Here is a 22,578-nt window from a genome sequence, read left to right as displayed (position 1 = left end):
CGCTGTTCGGACTGGTTCGGGCACTGCGCTGCGGTTCGGGGCCGAACACGCGCCGACTACTCTGGACACCATGTCTGTGACCGCCGAGAGCAAGCCCCGCCAGCCACTCGTACCAGGCGTCGTGTCGCCCGTCCTCGTGGTACCCAAGTCCATCGAGAGCCCCGAATACGCGTGGAAGTCGACCGTTGCGGAAGGCCGCGAACCGTGGGTGCAGACCCCCGAGGTGATCGAGAAGATGCGGGTGGCTTCGAAGATCGCGGCCGGGGCCTTACAGGAAGCGGGCCGAGCGGTGGCACCGGGAGTCACCACCGACCAGCTCGACCGGATCGCTCACGACTACATGATCGATCATGGCGCGTACCCGTCGACGTTGGGCTACAAGGGTTTTCCGAAGTCCTGCTGCACCTCGCTCAACGAGGTCATCTGCCACGGCATCCCGGATTCCACGGTGATCGAGGACGGCGACATCGTCAACATCGACGTCACCGCGTACATCGACGGCGTCCACGGCGACACCAACGCAACCTTCTTGGCCGGCAACGTGTCCGAGGAAGCCCGCCTGCTGGTCGAACGTACGCATGAGGCCACAATGCGTGCCATCAAGGCGGTCAAGCCAGGGCGTGCACTGAACGTGATCGGCCGCGTCATCGAGTCGTATGCGCACCGGTTCGGTTACGGCGTCGTGGAGGATTTCACCGGCCACGGCATCGGCACCACCTTCCACAACGGACTCGTCGTTCTGCACTACGACCAGCCGTCGGTGGACACCGTCATCGAACCCGGAATGACGTTCACGATCGAACCGATGATCAACCTGGGCACAATCAACGCCGAGATGTGGGACGACGGTTGGACGGTGGTCACGCACGACAAGAAGTGGACCGCGCAGTTCGAGCACACGCTCGTGGTGACCGAGACGGGTAGCGAGATCCTGACGCTCCCGTGAGCGGAGCCTGCGGAGTGAATAGAAAACGAATGCCGTGAGACTGAAGGGCGCGCTGCTCGTCGCGGGGACGACGTCGGACGCGGGTAAGAGTGTGTTGGTGGCCGGTCTGTGTCGCATGTTGGCGCGACGGGGTGTGCGGGTGGCACCGTTCAAGGCGCAGAACATGTCCAACAATTCGGTGGTCACGCTCGACGGCGGTGAAATCGGTCGGGCCCAGGCGATGCAGGCGGCGGCCTGTGGTCTCGAGCCCAGTGTGCGGTTCAATCCGGTGTTGCTGAAACCGGGGAGTGACCGGACGTCGCAGTTGGTGGTGCGGGGGCGGGCCGTGGCGCAGGTGAGTGCGAGCAACTACATCGAGCATCGGCAGTTGTTGCGCGCCGTGGTGGCGGACGAGTTGGCTTCTCTGCGTGCAGAATTCGATGTGGTGATCTGCGAGGGCGCGGGCTCGCCCGCCGAGATCAATCTGCGCGCCACGGATTTGGCCAACATGGGGTTGGCGACGGTGGCGTCCCTGCCGGTGATCGTGGTGGGAGACATCGACCGTGGGGGAGTGCTGGCCCATCTGTTCGGCACGGTGGCGGTGCTGTCTCCGGGGGATCAAGCGCTCGTTGCGGGTTTCGTGATCAACAAGTTCCGCGGTGATCCAGCGCTGCTGGCACCAGGCCTCGATCAGCTGCGCGCGCTGACGGGACGGCCGACGTACGGCGTCGTCCCGTTCGCCGACGGCCTGTGGATGGACGCCGAAGATTCTCTGGGGACCGTTCCCGATGCTCCGGTGGGGCGGCCGCGTCCACCGCACGGCTCGCAGTGGTTGCGCGTCGCGGCGGTGCGGTTGCCGAGAATCTCCAACACCACCGATGTCGAGGCGTTGGCCTGCGAGCCCGGGGTGTCGGTGCACTGGGTAACCGAGCCGTCTCGGCTCGAGGATGTGGATCTGGTCGTGGTCCCGGGCAGCAAGTCCACGGTGTCGGATCTGGAGTGGTTGCGGCGCACCGGTCTTGCTCGCGCAATTTCCGAGCGCGCCGCTGTGGGTAGGCCGGTTCTGGGTGTCTGTGGCGGCTACCAGATGCTCGGCCGCACCATCTCGGACGCGGTCGAGTCGGGTGTCGGAGTGGTCGAGGGGCTCGGTCTCCTCGACCTCGACATCGAGTTCGCGGTCGAGAAGACGCTGGCGCAAGTGACGGGTCGGGCAGAGCGGTTCGGCGCACATTCCGTGTCCGGGTACGAGATTCATCACGGACGAGTTGTTCGTAGTGGGGACGATGCACTGCTGACTGCAGCGTCGGGTGTTCGCGAGGGCAGTGTGCGTGGCAGTGTCGTGGGAACCCATTGGCACGGTCTGCTCGAGTCCGACGATTTCCGGCGCTCGTTCCTGACCTGGGTCGCGGGCGAATCGGGCCGCGCGGGCTTCGTGGTGGCCCCCACAACGTCGGTCGCGGCTCTGCGGGAGCAGCAGTTGGACCTGCTGGCCGACTTGGTGGAAAACAACCTCGACATCGACGCCGTACTCGACCTCATCGAGAACGGCGTCGATCCGGGGCTCGACACGATCGTCAACCACGTGTCGTGATGTGTGCGAGTCCTAACGGCATCCCCACCAGGTCTTCGGTTCGTGACTCGGTCGACCGAGGGACTTCAGTCACTCTGCCGCGACTCGAGGCAGTACCGTCGTCCCCATGGAGTTCACGCATGTGAGTGCTGCGGGTGGCCGTTGTTCGGTGCGGGTTGCAGGCCCCGACAGCAGGCACGCCGTTCTCTTGCTTCCCGATGCAGGCGATCCGGTGGATGTGTACGACGCCGTCAGTGAGCGGCTGCACAATTCCGACCTGAAAACCGTTGCGCTGGAAAGCGTCGAGGGCGTCAGCGACGACGCCATTCTGGCGGTTCTGGACGAGCTGAAGCTCTCGTGGGTGCACCTGGTCGGCAGCGGTGCGGGTGCCGAACCCGCGTGGACGCTGGCTGCGCGAACATTCGGTCGCTTCGCCAGCTTGATTGCAGTGAACCGCTGTCACCCGGCTATCGCAGACGAGCACGGCTCCATACGAGCGGCCGACTGCCCGCCCGTCGAACTGCCGACGACACTGGTCGTCGGGTCTTCGCTCGGTCGGCCGTCCGCCGATGCCAGCGGGCGGTTCGTCTACTCGGATTTCCGGGTGGTCCAACTCGACGGCATCCGTAACATTCCCGCCGACGCGTCGGCGGCGCTGGCCACCGAGATCGTGCTTCGTACCAGCCCCTGGTGACCGGGGTTACAGGTCGAGCCCCAGCAATGCGTTCTCGACCACCTCGGGCAAGCCGGGGTGAATCCAGTACTGGCCACGGGCCATGTCCTGAGCGGACAGTCCGAAGCTCATCGCCTGTATGAGTGGCTGAATCAACGTGGGGGCCTGCGCGCCGATGATGTGTGCGCCCAGTATCTTTCCGGTGCCCTTCTCGGCGATGATCTTGCACAGACCTTGGCTGTCCTCCATGGCCCAGCCGTAGGCAACGTCGCCATAGTTCTGAACTTTGACCGTGATGTTCAGTCCCGCGTCACGCGCTTGCTGCTCGGTCATGCCCACCTCGGCAATCTGCGGATCGGTGAACACGGCCGCGGGAACGAAGCGATGGTCGTTGGCGCGCAACGCCGACGTGTCGCCGTGCCACGCGTCCTGCAGCAGGTTGTGTTGGACTACCCGGGCTTCGTGGTTGGCCACGTGCTTGAGCTGGTATGGAGAAGAAACGTCGCCGAGCGCGAACACTCCCTCGGCGGCGGTGCGGCCGAACTCGTCGACCACGATCCGGCCCTCGTCGTCGAGTTCGATGCCGGCTGCATCGAGACCGAGCCGATCGCCGTTGGGCGCGCGACCGATCGCCACGAGGAATGCGTCTCCGAGCACCTTCGTGCCGTCCGCCAGGACGACGCCGTGCCGACCGTTCTCCGACATCGTCTTGGTCTCGCCGGCGTCGAGATGCACGTCCCATTTGGCGCGGGCGAGCTCGGTGAACCGGCGTGAGATGTCGGCGTCGTTCGCGCGCAGTAGAGCCCCGCTGCGCGCGATGATGCTCACTTTCGATCCCAGAGCCGAGAACACGTGCGCGAATTCCGCTGCGATGTAACCGGATCCGAGAATGACCAGATGTTCGGGAAGTTCCGGCAGCCGCATCACGTCGTTGTTGGTGTGGTAAACGACACCCGAATCGACCACGGCCTCCGGAACGATCGGGCGGGATCCGGCTGCGATCACGATCTGATCGGCGGTGATGACGGTCCCGGTGCCGGTGTCGATGGTGCGCGGACCCGTGAAGGTGGCGTGCCCCTCGAACAGCGTGATGTTGGGGGTGCCCTCGGCGCGGTACCGCTTACCGCCCTCGGAGATTGGGTCCACACGTCCGAAGACGCGGTCGACGATGTCGGACCAGCGCACCGCGTCGACATGTGCGTCGACACCGTATTTAGCCGAATTACGTGCGGTCAGTGCCACTTCGGCTGCGTACACGAACATCTTGGTGGGGATGCAGCCGACGTTCAGGCAGGTGCCGCCGAACGTCGGGTTCTCCTCGAGCAGAGCGATCTTCTTGTCGTCGAAGCGCGCATCGACGATGGAGTTGCCCGATCCCGAGCCGATGATCGCGACGTCGAAATGCTCGCTCATGAAATGTGCCCGCTCTCGCTGTGGTCTTTGCCCGACGCGTGGTCGGTGCTCTCGCCTCGGTGCAACCACTCGATCCACTCGTCCATTTCCTCGAACGCCCGCGCACGTGCGTCCTCGGTCGACAGAAACACGTCGTGGCGGGCTCCCTCGATGGGCACGATCGTGGTGCGGTCGCCCAGGCACCCGGCCCAGCGAGCGATCTGGCGCACATCCAGCACTGCGTCTGCGGCATCGACGGCAGAGCTGTACCGGCGTGAGAAGTGCGTCACTTTGGAACGGAGGATCAGCGAGGGAATGCCGATGTCGAGGCCTCGATGCAACTCCGCGTGCCCGTGGCGGACAGCGCGAATCCAACCGAAAGTGATGGGGAAGCCGGCGAGCGGCTTCCAGTCCAGGTCGTAGTCCCATTCGCCGTTCTCGGACGCGGCGAGCGACAAGCCGTAGGTGTCGAGGCCGCCACCGGGTACTTGCGCCTTGGACCGGAATCGGCCGATGACGTCGATAGCAGCCGTGCCGACGCTGCGAATGGCGGGTGGACCCTGCAGGTCGAACCACGGACTGTTGAGGACGACGCCTGCCAGACCGAGGCCGGCGGAGCCGCCTTCCCGGCGGTTGAGGCGGTTGAGCCACAGCGGCAGGATGAGTCCGCCCGTGGAATGCGCCATCAGCAGCACGGGGGCGTCCCCACGCTCGGTGCGCACCAGGTTCAGTGACTCGTTCAGTTCGACGTCGTACATCGCCAGATCGGTCACGAAGTGCGCTGTGTGCCCCGCACGGCGGGACCGTCCGCATTTGCGGAGGTCCAATGCGTAGAACGCGTAGCCCATCGCCGCGAAGTGCTCGGCGATGTGTCGCTGGAAGAAGTAGTCGGTGAAACCGTGCACGTAGATCACCGCGCGCTCGAAGTTCGAGGTACCGGGCGGTTGGTACCGGACGAGAGTGGCTTCGACCTGCCCTTCGCCGTCCGGATCGTCACCGAGTGGAATGGTCGTCTGCTCGTAGCCGTCGCCGAGGACGTCGGGCACCCAGGTAGTCACAGATCACAACTGTAGTGGGCGCCGCAGGCGACGTCCGAGAAGCACAATCGAGAGCGGGTTGACGTGGTGTCCGATGGGGTAGGCCCAGCTAGTAACCTGACCGCATCGGGTGAACAGCCCTTGACAGCACAGTTCTCCCGTCGAGACCGCCACAGACAAGGAAGTCGATTCTCCAGTGTCCACAGAAGAGCAGGGTAAACGGATCAAGACCGACGTCGTTCTGGTCGGTGCCGGAATCATGAGCGCCACCCTCGGTGCGCTGCTCCGTCAGCTCGAGCCGAACTGGTCGATCGACGTCTACGAGCGCCTCGACGCCGCGGCGGCCGAGAGCAGCGACGCGTGGAACAACGCCGGAACCGGCCACTCGGCGCTGTGCGAACTGAACTACACACCGCAGAACAAGGACGGCAGCGTCGATATTGCCAAGGCGCTCAACGTCAACGAGCAGTTCCAGGTCTCCCGGCAGTTCTGGGCACACGGTATCGAGACCGGAGTGCTCTCCGATGCCAAGAACTTCATCAACCCCATCCCTCACGTGAGCTTCGTTCACGGCGAGGACAACGTGAAGTACCTGCGGGCTCGTTACGACGCACTCGTATCCAATCCGTTGTTCGCGGGCATGGAGTACATCGACTCCAAGGACGAATTCTCGGCACGACTGCCGTTGATGGCGAAGGGCCGCGACTTCTCCGATCCGGTGGCACTGAACTGGAGTCAGGAGGGCACCGACGTCGATTTCGGAGCCTTGACCAAGCAGCTGCTGAACTACCTGTCGGCCGCGGGCAGCACAGTGCACTTCGGTCACGACGTGCGCAACATCACCAAGCAATCCGACGGCACCTGGGACGTCAAGGTGGCCAACCAGCGCACCGGTGCCAAGAAGACGGTCAACGCGAAGTTCGTCTTCGTCGGGGCCGGCGGAGGCGCACTGCACCTGCTGCAGAAGTCCGGCATCGCGGAGATCAAGGGCTTCGGCGGTTTCCCGGTCAGTGGAGAATGGCTGCGGTGCACCAACCCGGAGCTGATCGCGCAGCATTCGGCCAAGGTGTACGGAAAGGCGTCCGTCGGAGCTCCTCCGATGTCGGTGCCGCACCTGGACACGCGCGTGATCAACAATGAGCAGGGGCTGTTGTTCGGCCCCTACGCAGGCTGGTCACCCAAGTTCCTCAAGCAGGGCAAGATCACCGACCTTCCAGGCTCGGTGAAGCCCGGCAACCTGATGTCCATGCTGGGCGTGGGCGTGACCGAACTCGGGCTCGTCAAGTACCTCGTCAGCGAGTTGGCGCAGTCTCAGGCCGACCGCGTGGACACTCTGCGTGAGTTCGCGCCCTCGGTGATCGGCAAGGACTGGGAACTGGTCACCGCGGGTCAGCGAGTGCAGGTCATCCGCAAGAAGGGGCGCGGTGGTGTGCTCGAGTTCGGCACCGCTGTGGTCAACGCGGCGGACGGCACGATCGCCGGATTGCTGGGTGCTTCGCCCGGTGCGTCCACCGCTGTCCCGGCGATGTTGGACGTACTCCAGCGGTGCTTCGGCGACAAGTACGACGCGTGGCAGCCCAAGTTGAAGGAAATGATTCCGTCTCTGGGGGTCAAGCTGGCCCAGTCGAGCTCGTTGTTCGACGAGGTCTGGAGCTGGACGTCCAAGACACTGGAGCTCGAAAGCACGCGCGAAGTCGCACAGCCCACGGGTGTGTGATAGCAAAAGGTATGAATACGCAAGCAGCAGCCCTCAAACGATCCTGGGCACTCGACCTGTCCAACAACACGTTGTACGACCTGTTGAAGCTGCGTGTCGAGGTGTTCGTGGTTGAGCAGGCGTGCGCATATCCGGAGTTGGACGGGCGTGACCTGCTGACCGAAACACGGCACTTCTGGCTCGAACGGGACGGGGAAGTGGTCTGTACTCTTCGCCTGCTCGAGGAGCACGACGACGGCGAGAAGGCGTTCCGTATCGGCCGCCTCTGTACCCAGCGCTCTGCCCGAGGACAGGGCCACACCACGCGCATTCTGCGGGCCGCGCTGGCCGAGGTCGGTTCTGCGCCGTGCCGCATCAACGCTCAGAGCTACCTCGTCGACATGTATGCCAAGCACGGCTTCCTGCCCGACGGTGAGGAAGTTCTCGAAGACGGCATTCCGCACACCCCGATGCGTCGGGGTGGCGGCACCGCGTGGAGCGAGGCCTGACCCTCTCGCAGTACTCGACTACCAGCGAGGTCGTTCCGCAGGCTCCAGTCCTGGAACGAATGCCACACACGGACCTACCGTGTGTGGCATTCGTTCGTTCGGCGGTAGTGTTCGGTTCGAAGTCGGTTGCGGAGAAGTCCTGTGTCAATCAGGCGCGGTCCCGCCACTGTGTTCAGGAGTTTCTTCTATCGGGAGATTCCCCTGTCAGCCAGATCGCCGCCCGGCTTCGCGTATCTCGACCGAACGTCCGGCGCGGAACTCCGGGCACGAAGGGAATTGGCTGTGCAGCAAAGTGGGAGTGTTCCCGAACCGGGATATCCGTTCAGTGCGATCGTGGGCCAGGACCAGCTGCGGCTGTCGCTGATTCTGTGTGCCGTACATCCCGGTATCGGCGGTGTGCTGGTGCGCGGCGAGAAGGGCACTGCGAAATCGACGGTGGTGCGAGCGCTCGCGACACTGCTTCCGGCAGTCGAAGACGAAGAAGGCTCGCACCCGGCGAAGCTCGTGGAGCTTCCGGTGGGGGCCACCGAGGATCGTGTGGTCGGCTCCATCGACCTCGAGAAGGTCCTGCGTGACGGTGAACGCGCCTTCCAGCCCGGTCTGCTCGCGGCCGCGCACCGCGGAGTTCTGTATGTCGACGAAGTGAATCTGCTGCATGATCATTTGGTGGACGTACTGCTCGACGCGGCGGCGATGGGCCGCGTCCACGTCGAGCGCGACGGCGTATCACATTCGCACCCAGCACAATTCGTACTCGTCGGCACGATGAACCCGGAGGAGGGCGAGCTGCGACCGCAGCTGCTCGACCGGTTCGGTCTCGCCGTCGACGTGACGGCATCGCGTGATGTCGACGTTCGCATGAACGTCGTCCGCCGCCGGATGAACTACGAGCGTGATCCGCACGCGTTCGCCGCACAATTCCGCGACGACGACATCGCCGTGGCCGAGCAAATTTTGGCGGCCCGCAAGATCCTCGACGATGTGGTGTTGAGCGACAAGGAACTTCGGCGCATCGCCGCCCTCTGCGCATCCTTCGACGTCGACGGGATGCGCGCCGATCTGGTGTTGGCGCGCACGGCGTCGGCCCACGCCGCGTGGCGGGGCGCGAGCGAGGTGACCGAGGAGGACGTGCGAATCGCCGCCGAACTCGCGCTACCGCATCGGCGTCGCCGCGATCCGTTCGACGAGCCGGGCATCGACGACAAGCAGTTGGACGACGCCATGCGCGACGCTGCGGAACAGGCCGAGCAGCAACCGGATCCCGATCCGGATCCGACCCCCGACGGGGACGGCGACGGTGACGGCGGAGCGCCCGTGCCGGACGGTGCCGACGGGAACGAGTCCTCGGAGTCCTCTTCGTCGTCGGCCGACACCTCGGACAACTCCCAGCCGCAGCCCTCCGGCGCGGGCACGAGCAAGCAAGCAGGAACCCCGGGTGCGCAGTTCAAGGCCCGGCTGCTCGAGGTCCCGGGAGTGGGCGAGGGTGCGCCGGGGCGACGCTCGCGGTCGCGCTCGTCGCACGGACGGTCGGTACGGCCCACCGTCGAGCGAGGCCGAGGGCTGCATCTGGTCGGAACTCTGTTTGCTGCCGCCGAGCATCAGGTCCTCCGCGGCCGCACCTCGGGCCGGTTGAAGCTCGAGCCCGCTGATCTGCGTGGGGCGATCAAGGAAGGCCGTGAGGGCAACCTGATCGTCTTCGTCGTCGACGCCTCGGGATCGATGGCGGCGCGAGATCGACTCTCCGCGGTGACCGGAGCGGTGCTGTCGCTGCTGCGTGATGCGTATCAACGCCGTGACAAGGTTGCCGTCATCACCGTTCGCGGCACGGAAGCCGAGACGGTACTGCCGCCCACGTCCTCGGTGGACGTAGCGGTGACCCGGTTGCGCAACATGAAGACCGGTGGTCGGTCTCCGCTGGCGCAGGGATTCCTGAAGGCCCGGGAACTCGTTCTGCGAGAACGGGTTCGAGACCCGCTGCGCCGCGCACTGGTGGTGGCGCTTACCGATGGCCGAGCCACCGGAGGCGCCGACCCTGTCGGCCGCGCCCGCATCGCCGCGGCCCGCATCGCGTCGGACAAGATCGCCTCGGTCGTCGTCGACTGCGAATCGGGCATGGTCCGTCTCGGACTGGCCGCCGATTTCGCTGCGTGTCTCGGGGGCGGCTACGTGGCGCTTGCGGACCTGTCGGCAGAGCAAGTCACCGCCGTCGTTCGCGCAGCGGCGTAGGGGGCACGCGATGCCTCAGGGTGTACCCGCCGCCGGCACCGTTCCGCAGGACGGCCTCACGACGCGTCAGCGCCGCAATCTGCCCGTCCTCGCCGTCCATACCGGCCCGGGCAAGGGCAAATCGACCGCCGCGTTCGGGATGGCGTTGCGGGCGTGGAACCAAGGGTTCGATGTCGGGGTGTTCCAGTTCGTCAAGAGTGCCAAGTGGAAAGTCGGCGAGGAAGCGGCGTTCCGGACTCTCGGCGAACTGCACGAGAGCACCGGCGTCGGCGGAGCCGTCGAGTGGCACAAGATGGGCGAGGGCTGGTCGTGGACTCGTAAGAAGGGGAGCGACGTCGACCACGCCGAGGCAGCGGCGGAGGGTTGGCGGGAGATCGCGCGGCGGATCGAGCAGGAGTCGCACCGCTTCTACGTGTTGGACGAGTTCACCTACCCACTCAAGTGGGGTTGGGTCGACGTCGCGGAGGTGGTCGACGTTCTGATTCACCGACCGGGCAACCAACACGTCGTCATCACCGGGCGGGATGCGCCGGCCGAGTTGATCGAGGCCGCGGATCTGGTCACCGAAATGGCCAAGCTCAAGCATCCGATGGATGCCGGGCGCAAAGGACAGCGAGGCATCGAATGGTGAATTCGTCGTGTCCCGCGGTGGTCATTGCCGCCCCCGCGTCGGGCAGCGGAAAGACGACGGTGGCCACCGGGTTGATGGGCGCACTACGTGCGGCCGGCCGAAAGGTCGCACCGTTCAAGGTGGGTCCGGATTACATCGACCCCGGCTATCACGGCCTGGCAGCAGGACTGCCGGGGCGCAATCTCGATGGCGTGATGGTGGGTGCCGACCGAATCGGGCCACTGTTCCGGCACGGCAGTCGAGGCTGCGACATCGCGGTCGTCGAAGGCGTCATGGGACTGTTCGACGGCAAGATCGACATGACCGGCCCCGGCGAGGCGTCCGCCGAGGGATCGACCGCACGGGTGGCGGCGATGCTCGGTGCCCCGGTGATCCTGGTGGTCGACGCCCGCGGGCACAGTCAGTCGCTCGCCGCTGTGCTGCACGGGTTCTCGACGTTCGACTCCAGCGTCCGCATCGGCGGTGTGATTCTCAACCGGGTCGGCAGTCAGCGTCACGAGGATGTGCTGCGTCAGGCGTGCGAGCGGGTGGGTGTGCCGGTGCTCGGCGCGCTGCCGCGAATGAGCGAACTGGTGGTGCCGTCACGACATCTGGGTCTGATCACCGCCGTCGAACACGGCGGTGCCGCCACCGACGCAGTCGACGCTATGAGCGCACTGGTCTCGCAGTTCGTCGACATCGAGGCAGTGAGCGCCTTGGCTCGATCGTCGGTGACAGCGCCGCAGTGGTCACCGGAAGACGAGGTGCGCAGGTCCGACGGATCCCCGGTCGTCGCGGTGGCGGGTGGGCCCGCGTTCACGTTCGGCTACACCGAGCACGTAGAACTTCTCCGAGCCGCCGGGGCCGACGTCGCGGTGTTCGACCCCCTCCGCGACGGATTGCCCACGGGCACAGCAGCAGTGGTGCTGCCGGGCGGATTTCCGGAGGAGCACGCCGCTGCACTGGCAGCGAACGGGCAATTGCTGACCGACATCAGGACAGCCGCGGCGCGGGGATTACCCATTCATGCGGAGTGTGCTGGATTGCTCTACCTGGCAACACGATTGGACGGCCACGCGATGGCAGGCGTCGTCGATGTCGATGCGGAGTTCGGAAACACGCTCACCCTGGGGTATCGCGACGCCGTCGCTCTCGAATCCTCGGCGCTGTTCGATGTCGGAACACGGGTCACCGGGCATGAATTCCACCGCACGAAGCTCGTCGCGACGCGTGATAGCGCCCCGTCGGCCTGGGGGTGGCATCGACAGCTGGCCGACGGCAGAACCGCGGCGCGCGAGGGTTTCGTTCGAGGCGGCGTTCACGCGTCGTACCTACACACGCACGCAGCGGGGAATCCGGATGCGGTCAGCCGATTCGTCTCCGCGGCAGTCGATTACGCGCACGTATAGGGAATTCGACCGTGCGAGTGGTGGTGGGAATAGGTGCCCGAGGCGGTGTCGGTGCTGAGGAAGTCCTGCGGGCCATCTCGCTGGTGCTGCAGCCGCACTGGCGTGTCGAGGCGATCGCCTCGATCGACCGCAGATCGGATCTGGTGGCAGCAGCGTCCTCGAACCTCGGGATCCGAGGAGTGATCTACTCGGCCGAGGAGTTGTCGTCGGTGTGGACTCCGTACGCGTCGCAACGGGTTCTCGACGCCGTCGGAAGCGTCAGTGTGGCCGAAGCCGCAGCACTCCTGGCCGGTTCGGCACAGCGGTTGCTGATCCCGAGATCGGTATGCGGGCCGACGGTCGTCGCGGTCGCGGAAGTGGCCGACGTGCCCACGAATCTGCGTCACGGACTGGCGAAAGCCGACGGACGAGGGCACTGTGAATCGAATGACCTCCGATAGCCCTGTCCTCCTCGGCCCGATCGTCCGATACGTGGGCACCGAAACCGCGACCCTCTGGTTCGAGACCGCCGAATCGACGACTGTAACGGTGGTGACCGATGTCGGCGTCCGCGGTGCCGAACGAACCTGGGGCGTACACGGCCATCACTACGCGCTGGTTCCACTCGAAGGCTTGCCCGCCAATTCTGCGGTGCACTACGAGGTGTTCGTCGACGAGCAGAAGGTGTGGCCGCGGGAAGGCCGGCGGGCAGCGATCCATACGGTAGACGCCCTCGGACCCGTCACGTTGGCGTTCGGATCCTGTAGGCGAGGCGACAATTACAGCGAAGAGTCTCTGAAACAGATCGGAGCCGACGCGCTTGCCGGACTCGGGAACGCTCTTATCGAGGAGGATCCGAGCCGCTGGCCACAGGCATTGCTACTTCTCGGTGACCAGGTCTATGCCGACGACCCCTCGCCCGAGATCGTCGAGCGATTGCAGGCGCGACGGCAAGCTGGGCAGGGACCGACGAGCGCGGTCGGTACCGATGCGGAGAACGAAATCTGCGACTTCGAGGAGTACTCCTGGCTGTACCAGGAATCGTGGGGGCTCGAGCCGGTTCGGACTCTGATGGCGAGCATCCCGTCGTGCATGATCCTCGACGATCACGACCTGCGCGACGACTGGAATTCCTCCGCGTCCTGGCGTCGGGATATCGAGACTCGGCCGTGGTGGAACGACAGGGTGATCGGCGCTTACTCGTCGTACTGGGTGTACCAACACCTGGGCAATCTGTCGCCGAAGGAATTGGCGGGGGACGAGATGTACGCGTCGGTTCGATCTGCTGAGACCGACGCAGATCGGGAAAAACTTCTGGCGGACTTCGCGATACGAGTGGATCGCAGGCCCGAGACCGGACGCTGGAGCTTCTACCGCGACTTCGGCGACACGCGGCTGATCATGATCGACTCGCGATGTTCGCGAAACCTGGATCCGAACAACAGAGAAATGGTGGACGCGAAGGAGTGGAAGTGGGTACGTGAGCGTGCGCTCGAAGCCACTCCGCGACACCTGCTGTTCGGGTCGTCGTTGCCCTATCTGATGCTGCCTGCTCTGCACTACCTCGAGCAGTGGAACGAGGCTGTGGCGCAGGGAAGTTGGGGCTCGATGTCGGCCAAGGTGGCCGAGAAGATGCGGATCGGGCTCGACCTCGAGCACTGGGCCGCGTTCACCAACTCCTTCAACGACATGGCTGCGTTGACGCGTGAGCTCTCGCGCGGGGAAAACAAGCCCGCCTCCATCATGTGGTTGTCGGGCGACGTGCATTGCTCCTACGTGGCGAACGCGGATTTCGGTGTGGGCGGACGCGATGTGCCGGCAACGTATCAGCTGACGATGTCGCCTTTCCGTAATCCGCTCGATCTCCCGATCCGTGCGGTCAACAAGCTGGCCATCAAGCGACCCGCGGCCCGAATTCTGTCCACGCTCGCGCGTGCTGCTCAGGTAGGACCGTCCGGAGTCGAATGGGAAGCCGAGGCGGGGCCGTGGTTCGACAACGGCGTCATGTTGCTGACGCTGCACGGCGATTCGGCGCGGTTGCAGGTGCGCCACGCGCACGTCGACGATGCGGGTGAGCAGGTGCTGACCGAGACGTCGAGTCTGGCTCTGGCGTAGAGAACGAGAAAACGATTGGCCATCGCTCGGCCGATGAGGTTGGCTGGTTCGCTGTGGCCCACCTCGAACTCAACGACATCGTCTACTTTCTGCCAGACGGGCGGCAGCTGCTGAACGGGGTCGGATTTCGAGTGGGCGACGGTGCCAAGACGGCGCTGATCGGCCCCAACGGAACCGGCAAGACCACGCTGACGAGGATCATCGCGGGTGACGAGACCCCCGACGAGGGCTCGGTGTCGAGTTCCGGCTCGCTCGGAGTGATGCGGCAGTTCGTCGGTCAGCTGCGGGACGACTCGACCGTGCGCGATCTGCTGCTCTCCGTGGCGTCGCCGGCCGTGCGTGCGGCGGCCACGGCACTCGACGATGCCGAGAACACGATGATCGAGGTCGACGACGAGAAGACCCAGATGAAGTACGCGCAAGCCCTGTCGGATTGGGGTGACGTGGGCGGTTACGACCTCGAACCGTTCTGGGACAAGGTCACCACCGCTGCGCTCGGTATGTCGTTCGACCGGGCCAAGTGGCGCGCCGCATCGACGCTCAGTGGCGGCGAACAGAAGCGTCTGGTGCTCGAAGCGCTGTTCGCGGGGCCGGACAACCTGTTGCTTCTCGACGAGCCGGACAACTACCTCGACGTGCCGGGTAAGCGGTGGCTCGAGGCGACCATTCGCGACTCGGACAAGTCGGTGCTGTTCATCAGCCACGATCGCGAACTGATCGCGAACGCCGCGAACCGAATCGTGACCCTCGAACCGGGGGTGAGCGGCGCGACGTCCTGGGTGCACGGCGGGGGATTCGCGACCTACCACGCCGCCCGGGAGGACCGGAATGCTCGGCTCGACGAGCTGCGGCGGCGGTGGGACGAGGAACTGGTCAAACTACGGGCTCTGGTGTTGCGTCTGCGCGAGAAGGCGAAGTTCAACGACGGCGTCGCCGCTCGCTACCACGCGTCACAAACGCGATTGGCCAAGTTCGAGGAGGCCGGGCCTCCCGAGGCAGTGCCGTTGAAGCAGCACGTCACCGTTCGGCTGCGAGGCGGACGAACGGCCAAGCGCGCGTTGGTCTGTTCGGCTCTGGAACTGACCGGCCTGATGAAGCCGTTCGACACCGAGATCTGGTACGGAGACCGCGTCGCCGTGCTGGGCTCCAACGGTTCCGGCAAATCGCACTTCCTGCGATTGCTTGCCAACGGTGGCACGGATCCCGAGAAGGAGCACGAGCCGGTCCAGGAACTCGCACTCGATCCGGTTCCGCACACCGGCACCGCGGTGCTCGGCGCACGCGTCCGGCCCGGGCTGTTCGCGCAGACCCACACTCGTCCGGATCTGGCGGGCAACACACTCCTCGACATCTTGCACATGGGCAACGAACACCGCGACGGTATGGGTAGAGAGGCCGCTGGTAGGGCACTGGACCGCTACGGTCTGGCCCGAGCGGCCGAGCAGTCGTACGACAATCTCTCGGGCGGGCAGCAGGCCCGCGTGCAGATCCTTCTGCTGGAACTGTCCGGCGCAACGCTGTTGCTGCTGGACGAACCGACCGACAACCTCGATCTCATGTCGGCCGACGCTCTCGAAGACGCGATCGCCGCATTCGAGGGGACCGTCATCGCGGTGACGCACGACCGCTGGTTCGCCCGCAGTTTCGACAGATTCCTGGTGTTCGGCAGCACCGGGCAGGCGTACGAATCCGACGAGCCCGTATGGGACGAAAAGCGAGTTCAGCGCGCGCGGTAGCGTTTCTTCCCGTGAACGCGACTGATTCTCCCTATTTGGTCGGCCTGAATCTGGACGGACGACGTGTCGTCGTGGTCGGGGGCGGCACCGTCGCGCAACGGAGGTTGCCGCTGCTCATCTCGTCCGGTGCCGTGGTGCACGTCATCACTCGCGAGGCCACGCCCGCAGTGGAGGCGATGGCGACCGCCGGGCAGGTGACCCTCGAATTGCGCGACTACCGCTCCGGTGATCTCGCCGACGCCTGGTATGCCATTGCCTGCACGGACGAGGCCGAGACCAACGTCGCCATCGTCGCCGAGGCCACCGCGTCCAAGATCTTCTGCGTCCGCGCCGACATCGCCAAGGACGGAACGGCGGTCACTCCGGCGTCGGCCGAATGGGACGGGTTGACCCTCGGTGTGCTCGCCGGTGGTGAGCATCGGAGATCGGCCGCCGTGCGCAACGCCGTGATCGAGGCTTTGCAGTCCGGAGTCGTCGCCGATTCGGCCCACGCTCCGATGACCGGCGTCGCACTGGTCGGCGGCGGCCCGGGCGACCCGGATCTCATCACCGTGCGCGGCCGCAGACTGCTTGCCTACGCCGACGTCGTGGTGGCCGACCGGCTCGCTCCACCCGAGCTCCTCGCCGAGCTGGGACCGCACGTGGAGGTCATCGACGCCTCGAAAATTCCGTACGGCCGGGCGATGGCGCAGGAGGCGATCAATCGAGCTCTCATCGACGGCGCGAAAGCGGGCAAGTTCGTGGTTCGGCTCAAGGGCGGCGACCCTTATGTGTTCGGTCGGGGATACGAGGAGCTCGAAGCGTTGGCCGCCGAGGGAATCCCGGTCACCGTCGTGCCCGGCATCACCAGTGCGATCTCGGTCCCGTCGTCAGCCGGAATCCCGGTGACGCATCGCGCCGTCACCCACGAGTTCGTCGTCGTCAGCGGTCACGTGGCTCCCGACCACCCCGATTCGTTGGTCGACTGGGACGCGCTGGCCAAACTCAAGGGCACGATCGTGTTGCTGATGGCCGTCGAGCGGATCGGCAAGTTCGCCGACGTACTCATGGCAGGCGGCCGGCCGTCCGACACCCCGGTCATCGTCGTACAGGAGGGCACCATGCGCACTCAACGTGAAGTTCGGGCGGATCTGAGCACCGTCGCCGAGGCCGTGAGCGAAGCAGGCATCAGGCCTCCTGCCATCGTGGTTATCGGAACCGTTGCCGGTTTCTCTGTAAACGCCGGTAACGTGAACGCTCGTGCCTGAGTCATCGATGTCCCAACCCCCCGCCACCGAGATCAAGTACCCGGTGACGACCCGGGCGTTCGGGATGGCGATCATCGTCCTGAGCGGCCTGCAGTTGATGGTGGTCCTCGACGGCACGGTGGCCAACCTGGCCCTGGCACCTCTGCAGGCGGACCTCGGCTTGTCCGACGCGGGGCGCAACTGGGTGCTGACCTCGTACGCCTTGGCGTTCGGTGGACTGATGCTGCTCGGTGGCAGGCTCGGCGATGCGTTCGGGCGAAAGAAGATGTTTCTGGCCGGCGTCGTGCTGTTCACGATCGCCTCGCTGCTGTGCGGTCTCGCGGTCGACGAAGCCACGCTCGTGGCGGCGAGGGCCCTGCAAGGCGTGGGAGCTGCGGTGGCGTCGCCCACGGCGTTCGCATTGGTGGCAACCACCTTTGCGCCCGGCCCGGTGCGCAATCAGGCCATTGCGATCTACGCGGCCATGACAGGTGTCGGTTCCATCGCGGGTCTGATCATCGGCGGCGCACTGACCGAGGTGTCCTGGCGCTGGATCTTCCTGATCAACGTGCCGATCGGTGTGGTCATCGCGGTGCTCGCGGTCGTGTCGCTGCAGGAGACGGTCGGGGAGAAATTGCCGCTCGACGTTCCCGGCGCGATTCTGGCCACCCTGGGCTGCACCGGTGTGGTGTTGGCGCTGAGCGAAGGTACCGAGTTGGGCTGGACCAGCCCGATCGTCATCGTGTCGCTGATTGCCGGGCTGCTCTTTCTCGGACTGTTCCTGCTCGTCGAGCGGCGTGCCGACAATCCGCTGCTGCCGTTCTCGCTGTTCCGCAACCGGGATCGGGTCGCGACGTTCGTGGCCATCTTCTTCGCCGGTGGAGTGATGTTCTGTCTCGCCGCCTACGTGGCCCTGTTCGTCCAGGACATTTTGGGGTACAGCCCGCTGTACGCGGGCCTGGCGTTCGTACCGTTCGCCTTCGGCCTCGGTGCCGCTGCCTTCCTGGCGTCGCAGCTGGTGACTCGCATTGCTCCGCGGTGGTTGATCCTGAGCGGTGCCGTCATCATGGTCGGCTGGCTCATGGTGTCGGTTGCGACGATGGACGCCGATTCGTCCTACTTTCCCGGGCTGTTCTTTCCCGTCATCGGCATCGGCTTCGGTGTCGGCCTGACGGTCGTGCCCCTACCGCTGTGCGCCATTGCCGGAGTGAGCCCCACCGAGATCGGACCGTTGACCGCGATTTCGCTGGTTGCCCAGACGCTCGGTGGGCCGTTGGCCCTCGCCGTCATCGGCGCCTTGGTCACCTCGCGAACCCTCTCGTTGGGCGGAATCTCCGGACCGGCGACGCTGATGAACGAGGGCCAGCTCGATGCACTGAGCTCGGGCTACATGTTCGCGCTGTTCTGCTGCGCCGTCTGCGCCGTGGTCGCGGGTATCGCTGCGGTGTTCATCCGCTTCACCCCGCAGCAGGTCGCTCAGGCTCAGGCTGCGCAGGAAGACGCTCAGAAGGGCTGATCCCTCAGCTTTTGCTCACCGCGCGTGCGCCAGGGCCGAGCGCCGTCGTTGAGTATGCCGACAGAATGTTCGGCCGCGCACCTGCACAGGTAGGCAACCGAATATTCTGTGGGCAGATGTCAGCGGCTCAGATCGGCCCGATTCGCCGCGGCCTGGCCCGAATCCCACCCCTCGGCGTCCAGACGAGGACCGCGCATCGGTTTCGCGGTGGGGAACAGCCGGTCGAATTCGGCCTCGACGGCGACGGTCTGCGCTGCCAGTATCGGTAGGAGGTCACCGGATTCGTGGCGAACTTCCTCCAGCGCGTGCGCGTCGGCGTCGCTCAGCCGGTCTCCGATTCGGATCGCGTACGCGTAGAGGAACGCCTTGCCGAATGCCGCCGAGCCGGCCTTCTTGCGCTTCTTGGCCTCCGGGGAATGGCCGAGGGCGCGGGTGGCCTGCACCAGCAGTGAGGTGAACAGCAATTCGGTCTGCTCCACATCGACCGGGGCTCCGACCAAGGTGGCAACCGCGAACTCGGAGTCCCAGATTGCCTTGACCCGGTTGGCCGTTCCGACGACGTGCAGTAGCTGCGCCTTGGCCGGGGCATGCGGGCCGTCCACGTGCACGCGTCGACCATGCAAATCGACGTGACCCTGCGCCAGCAGCATGGTGTCGATGGAGTAGCGCGTCATCAGCTCCTGCGCCTTGGCCGTCAGCGTTTCGGCTTCCTCCTCGAAGTCGGTGGCGTCGGCCTTGGCCAGCAGACCACGAATCTTGGTCAGCATCTTGGTGTTCGGTGAATCGGAGCCCGCGACACCCGTCACCGTGGGACGAATCCGTGGCCACTGGGACGGTTTGGGGCCCAGCTGAGGCCAGCGGGGCAGCGTCTGCCACAGACCGAGCAGGCTGAGCACGTTCAGCCACTGATCACTGGCTGCGATGTAATCGGACTTTCCCGAGGAGACCAGGTATGCGGTCAGGAAATCGGGCGTGGCCTCGACCCGAGCCGCAACCTTGGGGAACTGCTCACAGATCGTGGACATCTGATCCACCCAGTCCTGCGGGGCCCGTGAGTCGGCATCGGAGAGATCGGCCTGGTGCAGCAGCACAGCGGCAGCGAGATTGGCCACGGCCACAGTGTGCTGACGCCGCACCACATGTATCAGATCCATGGGCTGCCAGCCATTTTCGTACATGGTCTCGATCATGTTGGTCAGTGCCCGGGTCCCGAGTTCGGTGGCATCCATCGATACGAGGCGATCGGCGACATCATCGGCGACGCGTTGGCTCTTGGTCTTGCCGAACGAGGCGTCGGCCCCTCTGCGGAGCAGTGCGGGTACGTCGTTCATTCGGTGAGTACGACCACTTCGGTGCTCGACGCCACTTCCACACGCAGGCCCGCCTTGGACGCCACGCGCGCAACGGCTTTGACGTCTTTCGGTTCGGCGGTGGTCAGGGTGAGGGCGCGCGCTAGCAACCCCTTGTGGTGTTTGTTGAAGTGGCTCACCACGGATCGACTGCCGTCGGGCTTCTCGGTGAGCACTGTCGCGGTGATAGCCCCGGGGACGGGACCGAGTTGCTGATATGTGCCGGATCGGAGGTCGACCACGATTCCCTCGTCCTCGGCCAGTATCGCCTCGGACAACTCCGGCTTCCAATGCGATCGCAGGGTGCCGAAGTTCGGAATCGTGGACCCGCCGGAGAGCCGATACGACGGGATCGGATCGGAGGCGCGGACGGCCCCGAACAGTGCCGACCCGATCCACAGGCGCGCATCCGCTCGTGCTTTACCGGCCCGGGTGAACGATGCCGCGTCGAGGGCGTCGTAGAGCACACCGGTGTACCGCGTCAGTGCAGGTGTGGTCGGTGAGGTCCACAATCGGGCGTTGCGTTCTATCTCGTCGACCTGGGTGGGGCCGAGACCGAGCGCCGCGACAGACGCGTCGACGTCGTGTGAGAGTTCCACCAGTGCGTCGGCGAGCTTTCGGCGAAGTGGCGTCAGCGAAGGCAACGACAGTCGGTCCAGATCGAGGGGTGCTCCGGAACCGCCGTCGGACTTCGTCTCGGAGGGAGGCAGCAGAATCAGCACGGGCTCGAGGCTACTCACTGCCCGGCCGCCTGCTCACAGGCACTGCGTGAGCGACTAGTCTGACAACCCGTGATCACCCGTCTCTCGCAGCTGTTCCTCCGTACCCTTCGCGACGACCCGGCCGACGCCGAGGTCGACAGCCACAAGCTGTTGGTCCGCGCCGGGTACGTCCGTCGTATCGCGCCGGGTGTGTACTCCTGGCTCCCTCTGGGGCTGCGGGTGCTCCGGCAGGTCGAGCGAGTCGTGCGTGAGGAGATGAACGCGATCGGTGCGCAGGAGATCTCGCTGCCCGCGTTGCTGCCGCGCGAGCCGTACGAGACCACCAATCGGTGGACCGAATACGGCGATGCGCTGTTCCGCCTGAAGGACCGCAAGGGCAACGACATGCTGTTGGGGCCCACCCACGAAGAACTGTTCGCACTGATGGTCAAGGCCGAGTACAACTCGTACAAGGATCTTCCGGTCACGCTCTATCAGATTCAGACCAAGTACCGCGACGAGGAGCGTCCCCGCGCGGGGATCCTGCGCGGGCGCGAATTCGTTATGAAGGACTCGTACTCCTTCGATATGGACGAGGACGGACTGAAGAAGTCCTACGACGCCCACCGGGAGGCCTACCAGCGCATCTTCGCCAGGCTCGGTGTCTCGTACGTCATCGTTGCTGCGACGTCGGGTGCCATGGGCGGCAGCGCCTCCCAGGAATTTTTGGCCGAGAGCGACATCGGTGAGGACACCTACGTTCGGTGCATCGAATCGGGATACGCGGCCAACGTCGAGGCCGTCACGACCCCGGCACCCGACCCCATCGCCATCGAGGGACAGCCGGCTGCCGTCGATCACGAGACGGGCAACACACCGACCATCGCTACGCTCGTCGAGTGGGCCAATGGTGCTGATCTGGGTCGCACCGTGACCGGGGCCGACACTCTGAAGAACATTCTGCTCAAGGTTCGTAATGCCGAGGGGGAGTGGGAGCTGCTCGCGATCGGGTTGCCCGGTGACCGTGAGGTGGACGAGAAACGGCTCGAAGCATCCCTTGAGCCCGCCGAGTTCGCGCTGCTGACCGACGCCGATTTCGTGGCCAACCCGTTCCTCGTCAAGGGGTACATCGGACCGCGCGGGTTGCAGGCCAACGGAGTTCGCTACCTCGTCGACCCGCGCGTGGTCGACGGCACGTCCTGGATCACCGGCGCCGATGTCCAGGGTAAGCATGTGGTGAACCTCGTCGCCGGTCGAGACTTCGTTCCCGACGGGACGATCGAGGCGGCCGAGGTGCGCGACGGTGACATGTCGCCCGACGGCCGCGGACCCCTCGTCAGTGCACGCGGAATCGAAATCGGACACATCTTCCAGCTCGGGTACAAGTACACGGACGCGTTCTCGGTCGATGTTCTCGGCGAGACCGGTAAGCCGGTTCGCCTCACTCAGGGTTCCTACGGTGTCGGCGTCTCTCGTCTGGTGGCCGTGATCGCCGAGCAGATGCACGACGACAAGGGCCTGCGGTGGCCGTCGGAGGTCGCTCCCGCCGATGTCCATCTGGTGATCGCGAACAAGGACGACGCCGCACGAGCCGGCGCGGAATCCATTGCGACACAACTCGATACACAGGGCATCGAGGTCCTGTTCGATGATCGCAAGGCCTCGCCGGGGGTCAAGTTCAAGGACTCGGAACTGATCGGTGTTCCCCTGGTGGTCGTCCTCGGCCGCGGCTGGGCCGACGGCAAGGTCGAGATCCGCGATCGATTCTCCGGTGAGAGTCGCGAACTGGACATCGATTCGGCGGTCGAGGAGATCGTGAAGGCCGTACGCCGCACTCCGTGAGCGAGTCTCGCGATCTCTCTGCGCGGTTGTGTACCCGCTGGTAGCTTCGGGTCACACGACTAGGAGA

Annotated in this window: 18 protein-coding genes and 1 riboswitch; of the genes, 14 read left to right on the top strand and 4 right to left on the bottom strand. The window is 65.3% G+C overall.

The features are described 5' to 3' along the window. Positions 1-70: 70 nt before the first annotated feature. The 3 genes from map to ACIGGF_RS11810 all read left to right on the top strand — a co-directional run bounded on the left by map (position 71) and on the right by ACIGGF_RS11810 (position 3,189). Positions 71-946: a type I methionyl aminopeptidase gene (map, locus tag ACIGGF_RS11820; protein ID WP_397521501.1), complete on the top strand. Its 876-nt coding sequence runs from the start codon at positions 71-73 to the stop codon at positions 944-946. A gap of 40 nt (positions 947-986) precedes the next feature. Continuing rightward, positions 987-2,516 carry a cobyric acid synthase gene (locus tag ACIGGF_RS11815; protein ID WP_397521571.1) on the top strand — a complete coding sequence of 510 codons (1,530 nt, stop codon included), beginning with the start codon at positions 987-989 and terminating at the stop codon, positions 2,514-2,516. Between the two features lie 106 nt (positions 2,517-2,622). Further along, complete coding sequence (locus ACIGGF_RS11810) at positions 2,623-3,189, top strand: alpha/beta fold hydrolase (protein ID WP_397521500.1); 567 nt, start codon at positions 2,623-2,625, stop codon at positions 3,187-3,189. A 6-nt stretch (positions 3,190-3,195) separates the two neighbouring features. Here ACIGGF_RS11810 and mtr read toward each other — a convergent pair whose 3' ends face one another. Both mtr and ACIGGF_RS11800 read right to left on the bottom strand, forming a co-directional pair. Next, positions 3,196-4,581: a mycothione reductase gene (mtr, locus tag ACIGGF_RS11805; RefSeq protein ID WP_397521499.1), complete on the bottom strand. Its 1,386-nt coding sequence runs from the start codon at positions 4,579-4,581 to the stop codon at positions 3,196-3,198. Then, the gene (locus ACIGGF_RS11800) at positions 4,578-5,618 is read right to left on the bottom strand and encodes an alpha/beta hydrolase (RefSeq protein WP_397521498.1); all 1,041 of its coding nucleotides are present in this window, start codon (positions 5,616-5,618) and stop codon (positions 4,578-4,580) included. Before ACIGGF_RS11800 ends, mtr begins: the two co-directional genes overlap by 4 nt. 175 nt (positions 5,619-5,793) lie before the next feature. Here ACIGGF_RS11800 and mqo point away from each other — a divergent pair, with 175 nt between their 5' ends. From mqo to ACIGGF_RS11750, 10 genes are all read left to right on the top strand, one after another. Next, on the top strand, positions 5,794-7,314 hold the full coding sequence (mqo, locus tag ACIGGF_RS11795) for a malate dehydrogenase (quinone) (protein WP_397521497.1): 1,521 nt from the start codon (positions 5,794-5,796) through the stop codon (positions 7,312-7,314). Between the two features lie 11 nt (positions 7,315-7,325). Next, positions 7,326-7,802, top strand: coding sequence for a GNAT family N-acetyltransferase (locus ACIGGF_RS11790; RefSeq protein WP_032377066.1), 477 nt, complete (start codon positions 7,326-7,328; stop codon positions 7,800-7,802). Between the two features lie 85 nt (positions 7,803-7,887). Then, positions 7,888-8,038, top strand: a riboswitch (cobalamin riboswitch). Between the two features lie 40 nt (positions 8,039-8,078). After that, positions 8,079-10,028 (top strand): magnesium chelatase subunit D family protein, encoded by a 1,950-nt coding sequence (locus tag ACIGGF_RS11785; protein WP_397521496.1) that lies wholly within the window; start codon positions 8,079-8,081, stop codon positions 10,026-10,028. Positions 10,029-10,038: 10 nt separating this feature from the next. Next, positions 10,039-10,659: a cob(I)yrinic acid a,c-diamide adenosyltransferase gene (gene cobO, locus ACIGGF_RS11780; RefSeq protein WP_397521495.1), complete on the top strand. Its 621-nt coding sequence runs from the start codon at positions 10,039-10,041 to the stop codon at positions 10,657-10,659. Further along, complete coding sequence (locus tag ACIGGF_RS11775; RefSeq protein WP_397521494.1) at positions 10,653-12,047, top strand: cobyrinate a,c-diamide synthase; 1,395 nt, start codon at positions 10,653-10,655, stop codon at positions 12,045-12,047. Before cobO ends, ACIGGF_RS11775 begins: the two co-directional genes overlap by 7 nt. A gap of 11 nt (positions 12,048-12,058) precedes the next feature. Then, the gene (locus tag ACIGGF_RS11770; RefSeq protein WP_397521493.1) at positions 12,059-12,487 is read left to right on the top strand and encodes a cobalamin biosynthesis protein; all 429 of its coding nucleotides are present in this window, start codon (positions 12,059-12,061) and stop codon (positions 12,485-12,487) included. Further along, positions 12,474-14,141: an alkaline phosphatase D family protein gene (locus ACIGGF_RS11765; protein ID WP_397521492.1), complete on the top strand. Its 1,668-nt coding sequence runs from the start codon at positions 12,474-12,476 to the stop codon at positions 14,139-14,141. The genes ACIGGF_RS11770 and ACIGGF_RS11765 overlap by 14 nt, the downstream gene beginning before the upstream one ends. 53 nt (positions 14,142-14,194) lie before the next feature. Further along, the gene (locus tag ACIGGF_RS11760) at positions 14,195-15,877 is read left to right on the top strand and encodes an ATP-binding cassette domain-containing protein (RefSeq protein ID WP_397521491.1); all 1,683 of its coding nucleotides are present in this window, start codon (positions 14,195-14,197) and stop codon (positions 15,875-15,877) included. Positions 15,878-15,888: 11 nt separating this feature from the next. Beyond that, entirely contained in the window at positions 15,889-17,124 is a 1,236-nt protein-coding gene (cobA, locus tag ACIGGF_RS11755) for a uroporphyrinogen-III C-methyltransferase (protein WP_397521490.1), read from the top strand. Positions 17,125-17,131: 7 nt separating this feature from the next. Further along, on the top strand, positions 17,132-18,619 hold the full coding sequence (locus ACIGGF_RS11750) for an MFS transporter (protein ID WP_397521489.1): 1,488 nt from the start codon (positions 17,132-17,134) through the stop codon (positions 18,617-18,619). A 119-nt stretch (positions 18,620-18,738) separates the two neighbouring features. Here the strand turns inward: ACIGGF_RS11750 and ACIGGF_RS11745 are convergent, their stop codons facing one another. Together ACIGGF_RS11745 and yaaA are read right to left on the bottom strand one after the other, a co-directional pair. Beyond that, entirely contained in the window at positions 18,739-19,950 is a 1,212-nt protein-coding gene (locus ACIGGF_RS11745; RefSeq protein WP_397521488.1) for a DUF2786 domain-containing protein, read from the bottom strand. Further along, positions 19,947-20,690 (bottom strand): peroxide stress protein YaaA, encoded by a 744-nt coding sequence (gene yaaA, locus ACIGGF_RS11740; protein WP_397521487.1) that lies wholly within the window; start codon positions 20,688-20,690, stop codon positions 19,947-19,949. Before yaaA ends, ACIGGF_RS11745 begins: the two co-directional genes overlap by 4 nt. 69 nt (positions 20,691-20,759) lie before the next feature. On the opposite strand from yaaA, the gene ACIGGF_RS11735 reads away from it, so the two are divergent. Beyond that, positions 20,760-22,511: a proline--tRNA ligase gene (locus tag ACIGGF_RS11735; protein WP_397521486.1), complete on the top strand. Its 1,752-nt coding sequence runs from the start codon at positions 20,760-20,762 to the stop codon at positions 22,509-22,511. Positions 22,512-22,578: the final 67 nt, after the last annotated feature.

Origin of the sequence: Rhodococcus sp. NPDC078407, from assembly GCF_044542515.1 — a bacterium.
Classification (GTDB): domain Bacteria; phylum Actinomycetota; class Actinomycetes; order Mycobacteriales; family Mycobacteriaceae; genus Rhodococcoides.
Note: the sequence above shows the minus strand (reverse complement) of the source record. Positions and strands in the feature narration are given on the sequence as shown.

Coding starts and splice junctions, on each gene's coding strand:
- ACIGGF_RS11810 (WP_397521500.1), top strand. CDS start 2,623: ATGGAGTTCACGCATGTGAGTGCTGCGGGTGGCCGTTGTTCGGTGCGG.
- ACIGGF_RS11745 (WP_397521488.1), bottom strand. CDS start 19,950: ATGAACGACGTACCCGCACTGCTCCGCAGAGGGGCCGACGCCTCGTTC.
- ACIGGF_RS11790 (WP_032377066.1), top strand. CDS start 7,326: ATGAATACGCAAGCAGCAGCCCTCAAACGATCCTGGGCACTCGACCTG.
- ACIGGF_RS11775 (WP_397521494.1), top strand. CDS start 10,653: ATGGTGAATTCGTCGTGTCCCGCGGTGGTCATTGCCGCCCCCGCGTCG.
- ACIGGF_RS11765 (WP_397521492.1), top strand. CDS start 12,474: ATGACCTCCGATAGCCCTGTCCTCCTCGGCCCGATCGTCCGATACGTG.
- map (WP_397521501.1), top strand. CDS start 71: ATGTCTGTGACCGCCGAGAGCAAGCCCCGCCAGCCACTCGTACCAGGC.
- mtr (WP_397521499.1), bottom strand. CDS start 4,581: ATGAGCGAGCATTTCGACGTCGCGATCATCGGCTCGGGATCGGGCAAC.
- ACIGGF_RS11750 (WP_397521489.1), top strand. CDS start 17,132: ATGTCCCAACCCCCCGCCACCGAGATCAAGTACCCGGTGACGACCCGG.
- cobO (WP_397521495.1), top strand. CDS start 10,039: ATGCCTCAGGGTGTACCCGCCGCCGGCACCGTTCCGCAGGACGGCCTC.